The sequence below is a fragment of the Nocardioides sp. DN36 genome, assembly GCF_055380375.1.
Genome location: NZ_AP043823.1, coordinates 189,477 through 205,294, shown reverse-complemented (window position 1 = coordinate 205,294; position 15,818 = coordinate 189,477). Strand labels below are relative to the sequence as shown.

Genomic DNA, 15,818 nt, shown 5'->3' with positions numbered 1-15,818 from the left:
TCACCCGGCCTGCGCGAGCTGCAGGAGCGAGTCGATCTCGGCGCCGTACGCGACCAGCAGCTCCTCGGGGTGCTCGATGGTGCCGGCGTCGACCTTGAACCCCACGTGCACGTGGCCGTCGTAGGTGAAGATGCAGGTGCCGAGGGTCTGGTTCCCCGACTCGGGCGCCCAGCCGAGCATCGAGTCGATGCGGGTGCCCGCGAGGTACCGCGGTCCACGCGGACCCGGCACGTTGGTGGTGACCCCCGTGGCCTTGTCGGCGAAGAAGTCGACGAGGTAGCGCTCCAGCTCCTTGCCGGTCCGCCCGATCCCGCGGATCATCCCGAAGGTCAGGGAGGCCTCCGGGGAGTGCTTGATCTCGTCCATCCGGCGCTTGGTCTCGGCGAGCCGGGCGAACGGGGTGTCCAGGCCGGACGGCAGCTCGAGCAGCACCAGCGCGAAGCGGTTCCCCAGCTCCCGCGGGAGAGGCTCGTCCAGGGGTCGCACGTTGACGGGCACCATCGTGGGCAGGTCGGTCACCGCCCCGTCGTGGTCGCGGAGGTACGTCGCCAGCGCGCCGGCGAGGGCGGCCACGAGCACGTCGTTCACGGTCGTCCCGGTCCGGTGTCCCGCGGTGGCCACGGCCGCGAGCGGGATCGGGGGCGCCCAGACCACACGCTTGGTGACGCCGGGCGTGCCGTTCACCGCCGAGGCGGGGTTGCGGGTCAGGGTGAGCTTGGCGGCGATCGTGGTGGTCCGGCGCGCCAGGGTGAAGGCGTCCTCGGCGAACGACGGCGACAGCAGGTGCGGCAGGTCCAGCAGCGCGCCGCCGGCGGCGCCGACCGCGGACCCGACCAGGTGCGCCGCCGAGCCGACCGGCCCGTCGTGCCGCGACTCCCCGAGCAGGTCGTCGTCGGGCGGCGACGCATCCGGCCCGGCGTCGGTCATCGACAGCAGCACGCGCATCAGCGCGATCCCGTCCGCGAGCGCGTGGTGCAGCCGGGAGTAGAGCGCCGAGCCGCCTCGGTAGCCGTCGATCAGGTGCATCTCCCACAGCGGGCGGTCCCGCAGCAGCGGGGTGCTGACGTAGCCGTTCACGTGGTCCGACAGCGCCGCGTCGTCACCGGGCGGCGGCAGGGTGAAACGGCGCAGGTGGGTGGTCACGTCGAAGTCGGGGACGTCCTCCCAGTGGGGCGTGCCCAACGGCACCCGCGAGAGGACGGGGCGCTGCCCGAACACCGGGTAGCGGTCGAGCACCCGGGTCCGCATCACGTCGGCGAAGCGGTCCCAGTCCACCGGACCGGCACAGGTCATGAGGCTCTCGATGACCATCAGGTTGTCAGGCCGGTCCATGTTGAGCCAGATGGTGTCGACCGGGTCGATCGCCCTGCGCACGTCGGTCCCGGTCAGTCGGAGGAGCCCGGCTGCCGACCCTCCTCGGCCCGTCGTTCGTCCTCCGCCGCCCGGTGAGCGTGCCTGGCCTCGCTGCTCAGGTAGCGGTTCAGTCCGGCCCACAGCCTGGCCCGGTCGGCGCTGCTCCTCGTGGAGGCCGTTTCGCGTGCCTCCTTCTCGGTCCGCAGACGCTCCAGGTCACTCATCGTCGCTCCTCGTGTCGGCTCCCCCTGCACCTCCACCGTCCCGCCGGCACCGCGACGTCCACAGGGCCTTTGGGCCCGCGCGGCGGGTACGTCCGCCCCGGGCGGGCAGGACCCCCGGGGCGGAGGCTGGTCCGGTGGAGCGACTCACCCCGTTGGCCGATGCGTTCCTCGAGGCCGAGGACGTGGACCCGGGCGCGTCGCTGGCCATCGGGTCGCTCGCGATCTTCGAGGGGCCGGCGCCCACCTTCGAGGAGGTCGTCGACGCGATCGGCGGACGTCTGCCCCTCATCCCTCGCTACCGCCAGAAGCTGCGGACGGTTCCCCTGGGGCTCGCGCCGCCCGCCTGGGTCGACGACCCCGACTTCGACATCCGCGAGCACCTCCGCCCGGTCGCCGTCCCCGCTCCCGGCGGTCCCGCCGAGGTGGGTGAGCTGATGAGCGAGCTGATGTCGGTCCGGATGGACCGCAGCCGGCCGCTCTGGGAGTACTCGTTCTGGGAGGGCCTCCCCGACGGGCGGTGGGCGCTGCTCTCGAAGGTCCACCACAGCGTCGTCGACGGCGTCTCCGGCACCGACCTCTACCGGCTGCTCCTCGATCCCACACCCACGCAGCGCCCCTCGGTCCCGGACGGCTGGGACCCGGACCCCGAGGAGCCGCTGGGTCGGTGGACCGCCGAGGCGTTGCGCGAGCTGGTGACCTCCCCGCTGCACCTCACCGGGGCGCTGGCGCACGCCGCCCGCACCCCGCGCCGGATGGTGCGTACGACGGCACGCACGGCGACCGGGCTGCTCACCCTCAGCGGCGCCCTGCGCCCCGTGCACGCGACCTCGCTCAGCGGCCCCCTCGAGGGCGGCCGACGCTACGCGTGGACCACGGTCCGCCTCGAGGACCTGCGCACGGTCGGCGCGGCGTACGACGCCACGATCAACGACGTGGCGCTCGCCATCGTGACCGGAGGCTTCCGGCACCTGCTCCTCACCCGCGGCGAGGCACCGGACGCCCACGCGCTGCGCTCGCTGGTCCCCGTGTCGACGCGCAAGCCCGGCGAGGAGTCGATCCCCGACAACCGGGTCTCGCTGATGCTGCCGTTCCTGCCCGTCGACGTGGCCGACCCGGTCGACCGGCTGGCCGTGATCCGGCGCCGGATCCGCGGGCTGCGCGGCCACCACGAGCCGGAGGCGGGGACAGGGATCACCACAGCTGCCGAGCTGAGCCCCTTCCCGTCGGTCTCGTGGGGCCTGCGGCTGGGCTGGCGGCTGCCGCAGCACACGATCAGCACGGTGACCACCAACGTCCCGGGTCCCCGCACCCCCCTCTACGCGCTCGGGCGCGAGCTGATGGAGCTGCTCCCCTACGTGCCGATCGCGGACCGTGTCCGGGTCGGCGTGGCCATGTTCTCCTACCGGGACAGCCTCACCTTCGGCGTGACCGGCGACCTCGGCACCACCGCCGACCTCGACGTCCTCACCACGGGCGTCGACGAAGCGCTCGCCGAGCTCCTCGACCTCGTCCGGCGTGCCGGATGACACGGCGGTGGAGGCGCTCGCGATAGCGTCACCCGCATGGCTGACCGACCCCGCGGGAAGGACCGTCCCGACGACGGCTCGCCCGAGTTCAACTGGCTCTACGGCGGCAAGGGCTCGTCCGGCGACGACGACGCCACCCGAGCGGTCCCGCGTCAGCCCCGGCCCGAGGAGACCCGGGTCATGCCCACGGTGCCCCGCCCGGGCAGCACCTCGAGGCCTCCGGCCTCACCTCCCCCGCCCCGGCCGCCGGCCCCGTCGCGGGGTCCGTCCGGAGGGTCGGGACGAGGTCCGTCCCGCCGGCCGCGCTTCCGGGCGCGCTGGCTCCTGGTCCTGCTGCTGCTCTGGGTCGTCTGGCTGGTGGCGGTGCCGCTCTTCGCGTGGTCCAAGGTCGACAAGGTCGAGTTCGAGCCCAGCGGCGACCGTCCCGACGACCAGCCGGGCACGACGTACCTCATGGTCGGCAGCGACTCGCGTGCCGGGCTGAGCCCCGAGGAGCGCAAGGCGCTGGGCACCGGCAACGCCTCGGGCCAGCGGACCGACACGATCATGCTGCTGCACACCGGCAGCGGACCCAACCTGCTCATGTCCATCCCCCGCGACTCGCTGGTGGACATCCCCGGGCACGGCACCACCAAGATCAACGCGGCCTTCGCCTTCGGTGGCCCCAAGCTCCTGGTGAAGACCGTGGAGAACGCGACGGGCATCCGCATCGACGACTACGTCGAGATCGGGTTCGGCGGCGTCGTGGACGTCGTCGACGCGGTCGGCGGGGTCGAGGTGTGCCCCCAGACCGACATGAAGGACAAGCTCGCGAACCTCGACATCAAGAAGGGCTGCCAGGAGGTGGACGGCGCGACCGCTCTCGGCTACGCCCGCTCGCGTCACACCGACGCACGGTTCGGCGACATCGGGCGCGCCGCCCACCAGCGCGAGGTGGTCTCCGCGGTCGGCAAGAAGGTCGTCTCGCCCTGGACGGTGCTCAACCCGTTCCGCTACTGGAGGATCAACATGGCGGCGCCCGACTCCTTCGCCTTCGGCGAGGGCACCAGCCCGATCCGTGCGGCCATGTGGGTGACCGCGATGACCCGGGTGAACGGCGACAAGGGACTGACGTGCGGGGTGCCGATCGCCGACCTGGCCGTGCACTGGGACCCCGAGCGGTCGAAGCAGATGTTCGGCTACATCATCAAGGACAAGACCGACGAGATCCCGGACTCGCTCTGCACGCCGACCGGGACGCCGAAGTGACGGCGTACGAGACGCTGCTGTGGGAGGTCGACGCCGACGGCGTCGGCACCCTCACCCTGAACCGCCCGGACGCGCTGAACGCCTTCGACCTGACGATGGCGCGTGAGCTGGAGCGGTTCTTCCTCACCGACGCCCGGGACGACGCCGTGCGCGCCGTGGTGGTGACCGGGGCCGGGCGGGCCTTCTGCGCCGGGATGGACCTCTCCGCGGAGGGGAACGTCTTCGGCCTGGACGAGTCCGTGGCCCCGACGCCGGCGGACCTGCGTGCGCACCTGACCGAGGAGCCGTTCCACGACGGAGTGCGGGACACCGGCGGCCGGGTCACCCTCGCGATCCATGCGCTGCCCAAGCCGGTGCTCGCCGCGATCAACGGACCGGCCGTGGGGATCGGGGCGACGATGACGCTCGCCATGGACCTGCGGCTCGCCTCGACGCGGTCCCGGATCGGCTTCGTCTTCGGCCGGCTCGGCATCGTCCCGGAGGCGGCGTCGAGCTGGTTCCTCCCCCGCATCGTGGGGATCCAGCAGGCCCTCGAGTGGATCTACTCCGCCGAGGTCCTCGACGCGGAGACGGCCCTGGCGGGCCGTCTCGTCCGCTCGCTGCACGAGCCGGAGGAGCTGCTCCCCGCCACGCAGGAGCTGGCCCGGTCCTTCGTGGTCGAGCGCTCCCCTGTGGCACTCGGCCTGGCCAAGCAGCTGCTCTACCGCAACAGCGCGGCGGCGGAGCCGCTGGAGGCGCACCTCTCCGACTCGCTGGCGATGTTCTGGACCTCGATCGGCGACGGCAAGGAGGGCGTCGCCGCTTTCCGCGAGAAGCGCAGCCCGCGGTTCACGGGCCGCGCCTCCGAGCTGCCGACGATCTTCTGAGCGGCCTCAGGCGGCGGGAGCGGTCTCCTCGTCGAGCCGCTTGCGCAGGCGCGTGAGCAGCCGCGACAGCAGGCGCGACACCTGCATCTGGGTGACGCCGACCTCGGCGCCGATCTCGGCCTGGGTGGCGCCACCGAAGAAGCGCATCTCCAGGATCCGGCGCTCGCGCGGCGTCAGGCCGGTGAGCACCTTCTTGAGCGCGACGCGCGCCTCGGCGCTCTCGAACGCCGGGTCCAGGTCGCCCAGCCGGTCCACCGGACCGCTCTCCCCGTCGGCGAGCGGGGTGTCCAGCGAGACGGGCGCGAAGCAGCCGTTGGCCGCCAGGGAGTCCAGGACCAGCTCGAGGTCGACGCCGAGGTGCGCGGCGATCTCGCTGGGTCGCGGGGAGCGTCCCAGGCTCTGGAACAGCTCACCTTCGGCCGCGGTGATCTTGGTCTGCAGCTCCTGCACGGAGCGGGGCGGCCGGATCGTCCAGCCGAAGTCGCGGAAGTAGCGTCGGATCTCGCCACGGATCGTGGGGACCGCGAAGCTCAGGAAGTCGCTGCCGTGCGAGGGGTCGAACCCCTGCACCGCCTTGACCAGGCCCAGGTTGGCGACCTGGTCGAGGTCGTCGCCGGCGATGCCGCGGCCGTGGTAGCGACGCGCGATCTCACCTGCGACCTGCATGTTGAGCCGGATCACCTCGTCGCGGAGCGTGGTGCGCTCCTGCTCCGAGGATGCTGCGGCGGCCTCGGCGAGGAGCCGGGCCGTCTCGGCGCGCCGGTGGGCGCGGGCGTTGCTGGCCGGCGACGTGTCAACGGCGTCGGCCGGGGAGTCAGCGTGCGATGTCGCGACATGCCCCATCAGGACACACCTCCGATTGGAGTTGTCTGACGTGGCACGTTGTCTCGACCACTGTTCCCGATCGTGGCATGTCGCGAACATCCCCACAACACCCGCCGGGGTGAGGGAGCTCGGACGCCCTCGACAGGAGGAACACCCGGTTCTTACCCGCCGTCCCGAGCCTCAAACCGGCCGATTTCAGGGCTTTCCGGAGACACTCTCCCCAGCACCACGGTGGATCCTGTAGACGACTGCCGCGGCGACGTCGGCGACCCGCACGTTGGTGTCGTTGGACATCTTCACCAGCCGACGGAACGCCTCTTCGGCGCTGCAGCCGACCTGCGCCATCACGATGCCCTTCGCCTGGTCGATGGTCGCGCGCGAGGACAGCGCCTCACGCAGCTGCTCGATCTCCTCGGCCATCGCCTCGAGGTCACCGGCGGCGATCACCAGGGACCTGACGACCTCCTCGTTGGCCTCGTCCTCACCCTGGTGCCGGGCCATCGCGGCCCCGCGGGCCTCGAGGGCGCGCAGGGCGCTGGGACGCAGACCGGTCACGTCGTCGACGCGCAGCAGGATGCCGACGACGTCGTCACCGTCGTGGACCGGCGCGCCCACCGGCACCCAGTGGCGGGTGCGGTAGCGGGGCGGCTCCTGCTCCAGCAGGTCGTAGCGCAGCACCCCCAGGTGCAGCGGCCGCCGGGTCTCCAGCACCCGCTCGAAGGACGCCGCCAGCACCGGCTGGCCACCGGCCTCGGGGTTGTCCGGGAAGGCCTCGAAGAGGTTGATCGAGACCAGCTGCTCCTCGGACCGGTCGGTCACCCGCAGGTAGGCCGGGTTCGCGGCCCGGATGACGTAGTCGGTGTCGAGCAGGACCGCCGGGGCGCTGAGGGCGTCGAAGGCGCGGCTCCCCTCGAGGACCCGCGACCGACGGCTCACTCGGGGAGCCTTCGTGTCGAGATGAGGCGTTCGGCGACGACGTGCAGCTTCAGGTTGCGGTCCTGGGAGTAGCGGCGCAGCACCGCGAAGGCCTGGTCGGCATCGATCGCGAACCGCTCCATCAGGATGCCCTGCGCCTGGCCGATGAGTCGGCGGGCGTCGATCGCCCGCCACAGGTTGGCCGTGTCACGGGCGGACGCGAGCGCCACGGCGGCGTGCCGGGCGAAGATGTGGGCGACGTCGCGGTCCTCCTCGGTGAAGTGCCCCGGGCGGGTGTCGTAGAGGTTGAGGCTGCCGATCGTCGACGAGCTGGTGTGGAGCCGGATGCCGAGCATGCTGCGCACACCGGTGGCGGCGACGGCCGCGGCCCACCCGGGCCAGCGGTCCTCGGACTCGGTGTCCTCGACGATGACGCTGTCGGCAGGGTGCGTGAGCACGTCGAGGTCCGGCCCCTCCTGGTGCTCGAGCTGGACCAGGTCGAGCTTCGCCACGATCGGGTTCGTGGCAGCGACGGTCTCGACGCGGCTCTTGGCGTGCACGAAGATCACGCCGGCGTAGGCGCAGACCACGGACTTGAGGGCGTACTCGAGGACCCTGTCGACGGTCTCGTCCAGGCTCGGCTCGTCGTGGAGGGACAGCGCCATCGCGGCGAAGTCCTCGGCGTCCCTGCTCGTCACGGACGCCCTTCGCGGAGCGGCGGTCGAATGGCCAGCACGCTTGCGACTATACGCACGGATGTCCCGTCGGACAGCATGGGCGACCACCGCAGCGCTGCGTGAGACCTGCAGTGGTCGCCCAAGGTCGGCCCCCGTATCGACCTCGGACCGACGTCTGGCCGGACCAGGGTCGGAAGCCGTCCCGCCCGGGGGACGACCCCGACCCGGGCCCGTGGAGGTGCAGTACCCGCCGCCGCCGGCCGCATGCGCCCGGCGGCCGGTCTCTCCCGGGCCCTCGGGCCTAGAGCGCTCGGGCGAACAGGTCGCGCAGGGCGTCGAAGTGCCGCTCGGTGGCCTGCTCGTGGAAGATCGACGTGTCCGCCATCGTGTAGCCGTGCGGAGCGCCCGCGTAGATCTCGTTGGTGTGCTTCAGCCCCGCTGAGTCGAGGGCCGCGCCCAGCGTCTCGATCGCCTCCGGCGGCATGGAGCGGTCGCCGTCGGCGTGGCCGTAGACGAACTCGGCGCGCGCGTCGGCGATCCGCAGGTGCGGGCTGTCCGGCCCGTCGACGACCAGGCCGCCGCCGTGGAACCCACCTACGGCGGCGACCACGTCGGGACGCAGTCCCGCCGCGCGGGTGGCGAGCCGCGCCCCGAAGCAGTACCCGACGACACCGATCGGCGACCTCGCGTGCTCGAGCAGCGTGTCGACCCAGAGCGACGTGTCCGGGTCCGACTGGTCGGGGGTCAGCCCCGCCACCCGGTCCATCACCCCGCCGGCGAAGAACTTCTCGCGGTTGTCGGCGACCCTGAGGTCGGCGGTCGGGGCCAGCTCGGCCGCCCGCCCGTCGCGGTGGAAGACGTTGGGGGCGAGCACGACGTACCCCCACGAGGCGATCCGGTCGGCCATCTCCTCGATGCGCGGTCGCAGCCCGATCGCGTCCATGAAGAGCAGGACGCCGGGGTGCGGCCCGGGGGTCGCGGGGCCGGTCAGGTAGGCCTCGGCCGATCCGTCGGGAGTCTGGATCTCGATGGTCTCTCGCATGCGAGAGACGCTATCCACCCCACGGTGACCGCGGTTCCGGGCGCGGTGCCGGACCGGCTCGGACGGATCTTCGACGGGCGGGCCCGCACGCGGGCACAATGAGACGCGGGGTTCGAGTGGGAAGGTGCCCAGCGTGCAGCGCTACATCGACGAGCTCCACCTCGTGCAGGCGATCCGGCTCGCCGTCCTGGCCACCGACGCCGAGGGCATCGTCACGTTCGCGAACGAGGCCGCCGCGGAGGCGTACGCCGAGGAGGTCGCCGGGCTGCTCGGCCTGGACGTCCGCGGCCTGCTGGCTCCGGAGCCGGCCGCGGGCAGCACCTTCGACCTCCCGGCGGTCCTCGGCGGCGAGACCTGGCGGGGCGACCTGCCCGTCCGACGGCCCCGCGGCGACTGGTTCCTCGCAGCCGTCTCCGCCACGCCGATCCGCGACGGTGACGGGACGGTCGTCGGCGCCGTCGTCGTGGCGGAGGACATGACCGAGATCCGCGCCGCAGAGGCGGCGGCCGCCGCGAGCGAGCAGCGGCTGCGCCTGGCCCACGACGCCGCTGGGCTCGGCAGCTGGCACTGGGACATGGTGGCCGGCACCAACGTCTGGGACGAGCAGCTGGAGGCGATCTACGGCATGCCGCCCGGCGGCTTCGACGGCACCTTCGAGGCCTGGGAGGCGACGCTGCACCCGGAGGACCACGACCGGGTGCTGGCCGTCGTCACGGAGGCGATCGAGGCGCGGTCGTCGTACGTGCTGCGCAACCGGATGTTCTGGCCGGACGGGACGATGCGCTGGATCGAGGCCCACGGCAAGGTCACCACCGACGAGCAGGGCAACCCCACCGGCACGATCGGCTGCGTCCGTGACATCACCGAGCGGATGCTGCTGGAGGAGCGGGAGGCCGACGCCGCCGCACGCGCCCAGCTCCTCCAGGAGGTGACCGCCGACTTCGTCCGCGCCTGGACCCTCGACCAGGTCGAGGACGTGCTGCAGGCCGGCCTCGAGCGGGTCCGGGACATCGTCGGTGAGGCGGTCGCGCTGCGCGTCCCCGCCGACCTGGCGGGAGTGACCGGCAGTGCCTCGCTCCTCGCGGGCACCGACCAGCCGCTGCCCGTCGAGGACGTCCAGCTGCTCGAGACGCTGGCCTCGCAGTGCGCCATCGCGGCCCAGCGCGCCCTGCTCCAAGCCCGGACCGCCGACATCGCCGAGCAGCTGCAGTCGAGCCTCGCCGCCAGCCCGCTGCCGGCGCTGGACCGCTTCGAGCTCGCCGTGCACTACGCCCCCGGCGGCGACGAGCTGGAGCACGTGGGCGGCGACTGGTACGACGCCGTCGAGACGCCGGACGGCAGGCTCGCCCTCGTGGTCGGCGACGTGATGGGCCGTGGAGTGCGCGCGGCGACCACGATGATCCGGGTGCGCGCCGGGATCCGCGGCCTGCTGACGGTCGACCCCGCTCCCCCGGCGGTGCTCACCGCGGCCGACGAGATGATGACGCGCGACGCGCCCGACCAGTTCGTCACGGCCGCCGCGGCGCTGGTCGACCCGGCCACCGGCACGCTCGTCCTCGGCAACGCCGGCCACATGCCCGCCGTCGTGGTGCACACCGACGGGAGCACCGAGGCGCTGGGGGCGGCGACCGGCGTGCCGCTCGGCGTCGTGAGCCGTCGCGACCGCACCGTCACGACCGGGCACCTCGAGCCCGGCGCCGTGCTGGTCCTCGTGACCGACGGGGTCGTGGAGTCCCGCAGCCAGGACCTCGACCGCGGGATCGCGCGGCTGCGCGAGCGGGCGGCGCAGCTGCGGGACCGGCCGCTCGCCGACCTGGTCGCCGGGCTCGCGGACCTCGCGGACCCGACGTCCGGGGACGACGTCACCGTCGTCGCGGCGCGCCTGCTGTGAGGCTCAGAGCTCGGACTGGATCCCGGCGAGGAGCTGGCGGGCCATCACGATCCGCTGGACCTGGTTGGTGCCCTCGTAGATCTGGGTGATCTTGGCGTCGCGCATCATCCGCTCGACGGGGTACTCCCGGGTGTAGCCGTAGCCGCCCAGCACCTGCACCGCGTTGGTGGTGACCTCCATCGCGACGTCGGAGGCGAAGCACTTGGCCGCGGCACCGAAGAAGGTGAGGTCGGCGTCGCCGCGCTCGGAGCGGCCAGCGGCGGCGTAGGTCATCTGCCGGGCCGCCTCGACCTTCATGCCCATGTCGGCGAGCAGGAACTGCAGCCCCTGGAAGTCGGCGATCGGCTTGCCGAACTGCTGGCGCTCCTTGGCGTAGCCCAGCGCGTAGTCCAGCGCGCCCTGCGCGACGCCGACGGCCTGCGCGGCGATGGTGACGCGGGTGTGGTCGAGGGTCTTCATGGCCGTCTCGAAGCCGGTGCCCTCCGCACCGATCATCCGGTCGGCGGGGATGCGCACGTTGTCGAGGTAGACCTCCCGGGTCGGGCTGCCCTTGATGCCGAGCTTCTTCTCCGGCGCGCCGAAGGAGACGCCCTCGTCGGACTTCTCGACCACGAACGCGCTGATCCCCTTGGAGCGCTTCTCGGGGTCGGTCACCGCCATCACGGTGTAGAACTCCGAGACGCCGGCGTTGGTGATCCAGCGCTTCACGCCGTTGAGCACCCACTCGTCGCCGTCCCGCACGGCCCGGGTCTTCATGCCCACCGCGTCCGACCCGGCGTCGGGCTCGGAGAGGCAGTAGGAGAAGCCGCCCTCCCCCGCCGCGAGCCGGCCGAGGTACTTCTTCTTCAGCTCCTCGCTGCCGGAGATCTGCACCGGCAGGCTGCCGAGCTTGTTCACCGCCGGGATCAGGCTGCTGGACACGCAGGCCCGCGCGACCTCCTCGATCACGATGACGGTCGCCAACGCGTCGGCACCGGCACCGCCGTACTCCTCGGGCACGTGCGGGGCGTGGAAGTCGGCCGCCTGCAGGGCGTCGTGCGCCTCCTGCGGGTAGCGGGCGTTCTCGTCCACGTCGGCGGCGTACGGCGCGACCTTGGCGTCGCAGACCGCGCGCACGGCCTCGCGGATGGCCTGGTGCTCCTCCGAGAGGGCGTACATCGGGAAGTCGCTCATGGGCTGGATCGTACTTGTGGGTAACCGAGGGTGCGCGGTGAGGTGCACCTCATCCGGCCCCGGACATGCAGGACGCCCGGCCGGTGCACGAGGCACCGACCGGGCGTCCGACGAGCGTGGGACCGGTCAGGTCAGGGTCACTTGACGACCTTGACGACGACCTTGTCCGCGCTGCCACCGACGCTCGGGGTCCCGAGGTAGGTGACCTTGATCTTGTGCTTGCCCACCTTGAGGTTCTTGCCGAGGTTCAGGACGGCCTTGCCCTTCTTGAGCTTGGCACCGTCGAGCTTCTTCGAGCCCTCCTTGGCGACGACCTTCCCCTTGACGGGGCCGCCGATGGAGGCGCTGTCGACCGTCACCGGGATCTTGGCGGCCTTGCCCTTCTTCACCTTGATGACCTTGGGGGCCACGGTGGTGGTCGAGCTCTGCTTGAGCAGGTCGATGCTCGACAGCACCGACGGCGAGGCGTCCTTGAGGACGCACGTCAGCGTCGCCGAGTCGACGTCACCCTGCATGGTGGTGATCGAGAACGCCTTCGGCAGCAGCACGTCGTAGTGGCCGGGCTTGGGGGTCGTGAACGCGTTGTTGGCGCCGGTGGCGTTCCAGACGGTGTGGCCGTCCTGCTGCGCGAAGTCACCCTTGATCGGGGTGGTCACCGAGGCACTGCCCAGGCCGAACGCGAAGTCGTCCGAGCGGGCACCGGTCACCTGGGCGGCACCCAGCAGCGCGGCGGCGTCGTCCGGGACGGTGGACTGCACGGTGACGCTGAGCAGGCCCTTCGGGACGCCCGCGCCGGCCCAGTACTGCGGAACGGGCAGCTCGCCGGTGACGGTGGCCGTGAAGTCGCCGCTGTAGACGGCGCCCAGGCTGCAGGTGTACGTGTTCGACACCGTGGCCGCCTGCGCGGCGGTCGACGCGGCACCGACCAGGGCGCCGGCACCGAGCGCGGTGGCGACACCGGCGGTGACGAGACGACGACCCATGCGAGAAACGTTCATGAAGTGTGGCTCCCTCAAGCAGCTCAGTGGTGCTACCTCTCGGTAGCAAAAGACGCTGAACGCTAACGTCCCTCGCCGGAGGATGTTCGGGGAATGACAGAAGTCGTCGCGTAGTTTCTCCGGACATGGCTGACTGGCAGGACACCGAGTGGGTCCGGTTCATGCTCGACGAGTGCGAGACCTGGGCCGTGGTGGGGCTCTCGGGTGACCCGGGCCGCACGGCGTACGAGATCGCGGCGCTGCTCCAGCGGCGGGGCAAGCGCATCGTGCCGATCCATCCCACGGCGCCGGTCGTGCTCGGCGAGCAGGGCTACGCGACGCTGGCCGACGTGCCGTTCCCGATCGACGTGGTCGACGTCTTCCGCCGCTCCGAGGCGGCCGGCGAGTTCGCCGACCAGGCCGTCGCCGTGGGCGCGAAGGGCGTGTGGTTCCAGCTCGGGGTCGTCGACGAGGACGCCTTCCGGCGCACGACGCTCGCCGGGGTGCCGATGGTCATGGACACCTGCCCCGCCATGTGGAGATGAGCCGGCCGGGCGGCGACCTCGCCGTTCCCCCGGGCCCCGGCCTGCCCGACGGGCTGACCCTCCCGGCGGTCGAGCTGGTCGAGCGCTTCTCCCGCTCCCCCGGGCCGGGCGGGCAGTCGGTCAACACCTCGGACAGCCGGGTCGAGCTCGTGTACGACGTCGGCGCGTCGTCGGCCCTCAGCGAGGGTCAGCGCCGCCGGGCGCTGGGCCGGCTGGCCGACCGGCTCGTGGACGGCACCCTGGTGGTGGTCGCGTCCGAGCACCGCTCCCAGCACCGCAACCGGGTGGCCGCCCGGGAACGTCTCGCGGAGCTGCTGCGCGCCGCCCTCGCTCCCCCGCCACCGCCCCGGCGGGCGACGAAGCCGACCAAGGGGTCGCAGCGGCGGCGGCTCGAGGCGAAGCGCCAGCGCGGCGTCACCAAGTCGTTGCGCGGGCGGGTCCGCGGCGACTGACCGTCCCGACACGTCAGGAACGTGCCGGACCGTCCCTAGAAACCGAGCTTGCGGGCGGGCTCGCGGACGGCCCGACCCTTCTCCTGGGCGGCGGTCCTGAGCTCGGCCTGGAAGTCGATCATCTTCCGAAGCAGGGCGGGGTCGCCGGTCGCGAGGATGCGCGCGGCGAGGAGGCCGGCGTTGCGGGCGTTGCCGATCGCGACCGTCGCCACCGGCACTCCGGCCGGCATCTGCACGATGGAGAGCAGCGAGTCCATGCCGTCGAGGTACTTCAGCGGGACCGGGACGCCGATCACCGGCAACGGCGTGACGGCGGCGAGCATGCCGGGCAGGTGGGCCGCCCCACCGGCGCCGGCGATGATGACCGAGAGTCCGCGGCCGGCGGCCTGCTTGCCGTAGTCGAGCATCTCGTCGGGCATCCGGTGCGCAGAGACGACGTCGGCCTCGTGGGGGATGCCGAACTCCTCCAGCGCCTCGGCCGCCGCCTTCATCACCGGCCAGTCGGAGTCGGACCCCATCACGATGCCGACGCGGGGCCCCTGGACCGACGATTCAGTCATGCTCACTCGCTCTCGTTGCCGAGGTCACCGCGGAACCACGCGGCGGCGTGCCGCGCGCGCTCCAGGCAGTCCTCGAGGTCGTCGCCGTAGGCGTTGACGTGGCCGACCTTGCGGCCCGGGCGCAGCTCCTTGCCGTAGAGGTGCACGCGCAGCTGCGGGTCGCGCGCGAGCGCGTGCGGGTAGCCGTCGTACAACCGGCCGACCTCGGGGTCGTCGCCGCCGAGGATGTTCACCATCACCGTCCAGCGGGCCCGCGGCGCCGGGGAACCGAGGGGGAGGTCCATCACGGCGCGGAGGTGATTCTCGAACTGCGAGGTGACCGCGCCGTCCTGGGTCCAGTGCCCGGTGTTGTGCGGCCGCATCGCGAGCTCGTTGACCAGCACCCGACCGTCCGCGGTCTCGAACATCTCGACGGCGAGGATGCCGGTGACGTCGAGGGCACCGGCGATCCGCAGCGCGATCTCCTGCGCCTGGCCGGCGAGGTCGGGGTCGAGGTCCGGGGCCGGGGCGACGACCTCGAGGCAGATGCCGTCCTGCTGGGTGGAGGCGACGACGGGGTACGCCGCGGCCTGGCCGCTGGGCGAGCGGGCCACCAGCGCGGAGAGCTCGCGACGGAAGTCGACCAGCTCCTCGGCCAGCAGCCGCACCTCGGTCTCCTCGGCCGCGCGGAACGCCTCCTCGCAGTCGGCCAGCGACCGGACGAACCACACGCCCTTGCCGTCGTAGCCGCCACGGGTCGTCTTCAGCACGCACGGGAAGCCGAAGGCCTCGACGTCGGCGAGGGACCCCACGACGGCGTTGCGCGGACAGGGCACGCCCAGCTCGGCGAGACGCTCACGCATCACGGCCTTGTCCTGGGCGTGCACCAGAGCACCGGGACCGGGGTGGACCGCGACGCCGTCGTCGGCCAGCGCGTGGAGGTGCTCGGTCGGCACGTGCTCGTGGTCGAAGGTCACGGCCCGGCAGCCGTGGGTGACCCGGCGCAGGGTGTCGAGGTCGCGGTAGTCACCGACGACGTGGTCGGGGATCACCTGCGCGGCGGACACGCCCTCCCCTTCCGCCAGCAGGCGGAGCGGGAGACCGAGGGCGATGGCGGGCTGCGCCATCATCCGGGCGAGCTGGCCGCCGCCGATGACGGCGAGAGTGGGAGCGGGCTCGGACACGGGGCCAGCGTAGTGACCCCGTCAGCGGTGGGTGTCCCCGGTCTCGAAGCGCAGGCCCTGCCCACGGATCGTGGTGATCAGGCGCGGGCGACGGCTGTCGTCCCCGAGCTTGCGGCGCACCCAGCCCAGGTGCACGTCGATCGTCTTCGACGAGGTCCAGAACGTGGTGTTCCAGACCTCGCGCATCAGCTCGTCGCGGGTGACGATCTCACCGGCCCGGGACATCAGCGCGTGCACGAGGTCGAACTCCTTGCGGGACAGCAGGATCTCCTCGACCCCGCGCCACGCTCGGCGGCTCTCGGGGTCGAGTCGCACGTCCTGCACCTCGACCACGGCACCAAGGTAGGAACCAAAGCCGCCTCACGGAGCCGAAATCCCCGA

General features: G+C 72.4%; 17 protein-coding genes. 6 read left to right on the top strand and 11 right to left on the bottom strand.

Going from position 1 to position 15,818, the window contains the following annotated elements:
- Positions 1-1,374: a wax ester/triacylglycerol synthase family O-acyltransferase gene (locus ACZ43H_RS01905; RefSeq protein WP_464587310.1), complete on the bottom strand. Its 1,374-nt coding sequence runs from the start codon at positions 1,372-1,374 to the stop codon at positions 1-3.
- A gap of 11 nt (positions 1,375-1,385) precedes the next feature.
- Complete coding sequence (locus tag ACZ43H_RS01900; RefSeq protein ID WP_464587309.1) at positions 1,386-1,577, bottom strand: hypothetical protein; 192 nt, start codon at positions 1,575-1,577, stop codon at positions 1,386-1,388.
- A gap of 134 nt (positions 1,578-1,711) precedes the next feature.
- Between ACZ43H_RS01900 and ACZ43H_RS01895 the strand changes: the two genes are divergently transcribed.
- From ACZ43H_RS01895 to ACZ43H_RS01885, 3 genes are read left to right on the top strand one after another with little or no spacing between them, the layout of a single operon-like run.
- Positions 1,712-3,103: a wax ester/triacylglycerol synthase family O-acyltransferase gene (locus ACZ43H_RS01895; protein ID WP_464587307.1), complete on the top strand. Its 1,392-nt coding sequence runs from the start codon at positions 1,712-1,714 to the stop codon at positions 3,101-3,103.
- Between the two features lie 36 nt (positions 3,104-3,139).
- Positions 3,140-4,351 carry an LCP family protein gene (locus tag ACZ43H_RS01890; RefSeq protein ID WP_464587305.1) on the top strand — a complete coding sequence of 404 codons (1,212 nt, stop codon included), beginning with the start codon at positions 3,140-3,142 and terminating at the stop codon, positions 4,349-4,351.
- Positions 4,348-5,217 (top strand): crotonase/enoyl-CoA hydratase family protein, encoded by an 870-nt coding sequence (locus ACZ43H_RS01885; protein WP_464587304.1) that lies wholly within the window; start codon positions 4,348-4,350, stop codon positions 5,215-5,217. The genes ACZ43H_RS01890 and ACZ43H_RS01885 overlap by 4 nt, the downstream gene beginning before the upstream one ends.
- A 6-nt stretch (positions 5,218-5,223) precedes the next feature.
- Here the strand turns inward: ACZ43H_RS01885 and ACZ43H_RS01880 are convergent, their stop codons facing one another.
- The 4 genes from ACZ43H_RS01880 to ACZ43H_RS01865 form a co-directional block, all read right to left on the bottom strand.
- Positions 5,224-6,060, bottom strand: coding sequence for a SigB/SigF/SigG family RNA polymerase sigma factor (locus tag ACZ43H_RS01880; RefSeq protein WP_464587302.1), 837 nt, complete (start codon positions 6,058-6,060; stop codon positions 5,224-5,226).
- A 177-nt stretch (positions 6,061-6,237) separates the two neighbouring features.
- Entirely contained in the window at positions 6,238-6,978 is a 741-nt protein-coding gene (locus tag ACZ43H_RS01875) for an ANTAR domain-containing protein (RefSeq protein WP_464587300.1), read from the bottom strand.
- Positions 6,975-7,655 (bottom strand): GAF and ANTAR domain-containing protein, encoded by a 681-nt coding sequence (locus ACZ43H_RS01870; RefSeq protein WP_464587299.1) that lies wholly within the window; start codon positions 7,653-7,655, stop codon positions 6,975-6,977. The genes ACZ43H_RS01875 and ACZ43H_RS01870 overlap by 4 nt, the downstream gene beginning before the upstream one ends.
- 280 nt (positions 7,656-7,935) lie before the next feature.
- Entirely contained in the window at positions 7,936-8,676 is a 741-nt protein-coding gene (locus ACZ43H_RS01865; protein ID WP_464587297.1) for a dienelactone hydrolase family protein, read from the bottom strand.
- A 124-nt stretch (positions 8,677-8,800) separates the two neighbouring features.
- On the opposite strand from ACZ43H_RS01865, the gene ACZ43H_RS01860 reads away from it, so the two are divergent.
- Complete coding sequence (locus ACZ43H_RS01860) at positions 8,801-10,567, top strand: PP2C family protein-serine/threonine phosphatase (protein WP_464587296.1); 1,767 nt, start codon at positions 8,801-8,803, stop codon at positions 10,565-10,567.
- Positions 10,568-10,570: 3 nt separating this feature from the next.
- On the opposite strand, the gene ACZ43H_RS01855 is transcribed toward ACZ43H_RS01860, so the two are convergent.
- Together ACZ43H_RS01855 and ACZ43H_RS01850 are read right to left on the bottom strand one after the other, a co-directional pair.
- Positions 10,571-11,740: an acyl-CoA dehydrogenase family protein gene (locus ACZ43H_RS01855; protein ID WP_464587294.1), complete on the bottom strand. Its 1,170-nt coding sequence runs from the start codon at positions 11,738-11,740 to the stop codon at positions 10,571-10,573.
- Positions 11,741-11,877: 137 nt separating this feature from the next.
- Positions 11,878-12,723, bottom strand: a complete 846-nt coding sequence (locus ACZ43H_RS01850) for a DUF6801 domain-containing protein (RefSeq protein ID WP_464587293.1) — start codon at positions 12,721-12,723, stop codon at positions 11,878-11,880.
- Positions 12,724-12,863: 140 nt separating this feature from the next.
- Between ACZ43H_RS01850 and ACZ43H_RS01845 the strand changes: the two genes are divergently transcribed.
- Entirely contained in the window at positions 12,864-13,262 is a 399-nt protein-coding gene (locus ACZ43H_RS01845) for a CoA-binding protein (RefSeq protein WP_464587291.1), read from the top strand.
- Complete coding sequence (gene arfB / locus ACZ43H_RS01840; protein ID WP_464587289.1) at positions 13,259-13,714, top strand: alternative ribosome rescue aminoacyl-tRNA hydrolase ArfB; 456 nt, start codon at positions 13,259-13,261, stop codon at positions 13,712-13,714. Before ACZ43H_RS01845 ends, arfB begins: the two co-directional genes overlap by 4 nt.
- A 35-nt stretch (positions 13,715-13,749) precedes the next feature.
- Here arfB and purE read toward each other — a convergent pair whose 3' ends face one another.
- The 3 genes from purE to ACZ43H_RS01825 form a co-directional block, all read right to left on the bottom strand.
- On the bottom strand, positions 13,750-14,274 hold the full coding sequence (gene purE, locus ACZ43H_RS01835) for a 5-(carboxyamino)imidazole ribonucleotide mutase (protein ID WP_464587288.1): 525 nt from the start codon (positions 14,272-14,274) through the stop codon (positions 13,750-13,752).
- Between the two features lie 2 nt (positions 14,275-14,276).
- Entirely contained in the window at positions 14,277-15,383 is a 1,107-nt protein-coding gene (locus tag ACZ43H_RS01830) for a 5-(carboxyamino)imidazole ribonucleotide synthase (RefSeq protein ID WP_464590716.1), read from the bottom strand.
- Positions 15,384-15,458: 75 nt separating this feature from the next.
- On the bottom strand, positions 15,459-15,770 hold the full coding sequence (locus tag ACZ43H_RS01825) for a winged helix-turn-helix domain-containing protein (protein WP_464587286.1): 312 nt from the start codon (positions 15,768-15,770) through the stop codon (positions 15,459-15,461).
- Positions 15,771-15,818 lie beyond the last annotated feature (48 nt).

Bases quoted from the DNA above. Each gene is read 5' to 3' on its own strand.
- ACZ43H_RS01900 (WP_464587309.1), bottom strand. From the start codon at position 1,577: ATGAGTGACCTGGAGCGTCTGCGGACCGAGAAGGAGGCACGCGAAACG.
- ACZ43H_RS01845 (WP_464587291.1), top strand. From the start codon at position 12,864: ATGGCTGACTGGCAGGACACCGAGTGGGTCCGGTTCATGCTCGACGAG.
- arfB (WP_464587289.1), top strand. From the start codon at position 13,259: ATGAGCCGGCCGGGCGGCGACCTCGCCGTTCCCCCGGGCCCCGGCCTG.
- ACZ43H_RS01850 (WP_464587293.1), bottom strand. From the start codon at position 12,723: ATGGGTCGTCGTCTCGTCACCGCCGGTGTCGCCACCGCGCTCGGTGCC.
- purE (WP_464587288.1), bottom strand. From the start codon at position 14,274: ATGACTGAATCGTCGGTCCAGGGGCCCCGCGTCGGCATCGTGATGGGG.
- ACZ43H_RS01830 (WP_464590716.1), bottom strand. From the start codon at position 15,383: ATGATGGCGCAGCCCGCCATCGCCCTCGGTCTCCCGCTCCGCCTGCTG.
- ACZ43H_RS01865 (WP_464587297.1), bottom strand. From the start codon at position 8,676: ATGCGAGAGACCATCGAGATCCAGACTCCCGACGGATCGGCCGAGGCC.
- ACZ43H_RS01855 (WP_464587294.1), bottom strand. From the start codon at position 11,740: ATGAGCGACTTCCCGATGTACGCCCTCTCGGAGGAGCACCAGGCCATC.
- ACZ43H_RS01880 (WP_464587302.1), bottom strand. From the start codon at position 6,060: ATGGGGCATGTCGCGACATCGCACGCTGACTCCCCGGCCGACGCCGTT.
- ACZ43H_RS01890 (WP_464587305.1), top strand. From the start codon at position 3,140: ATGGCTGACCGACCCCGCGGGAAGGACCGTCCCGACGACGGCTCGCCC.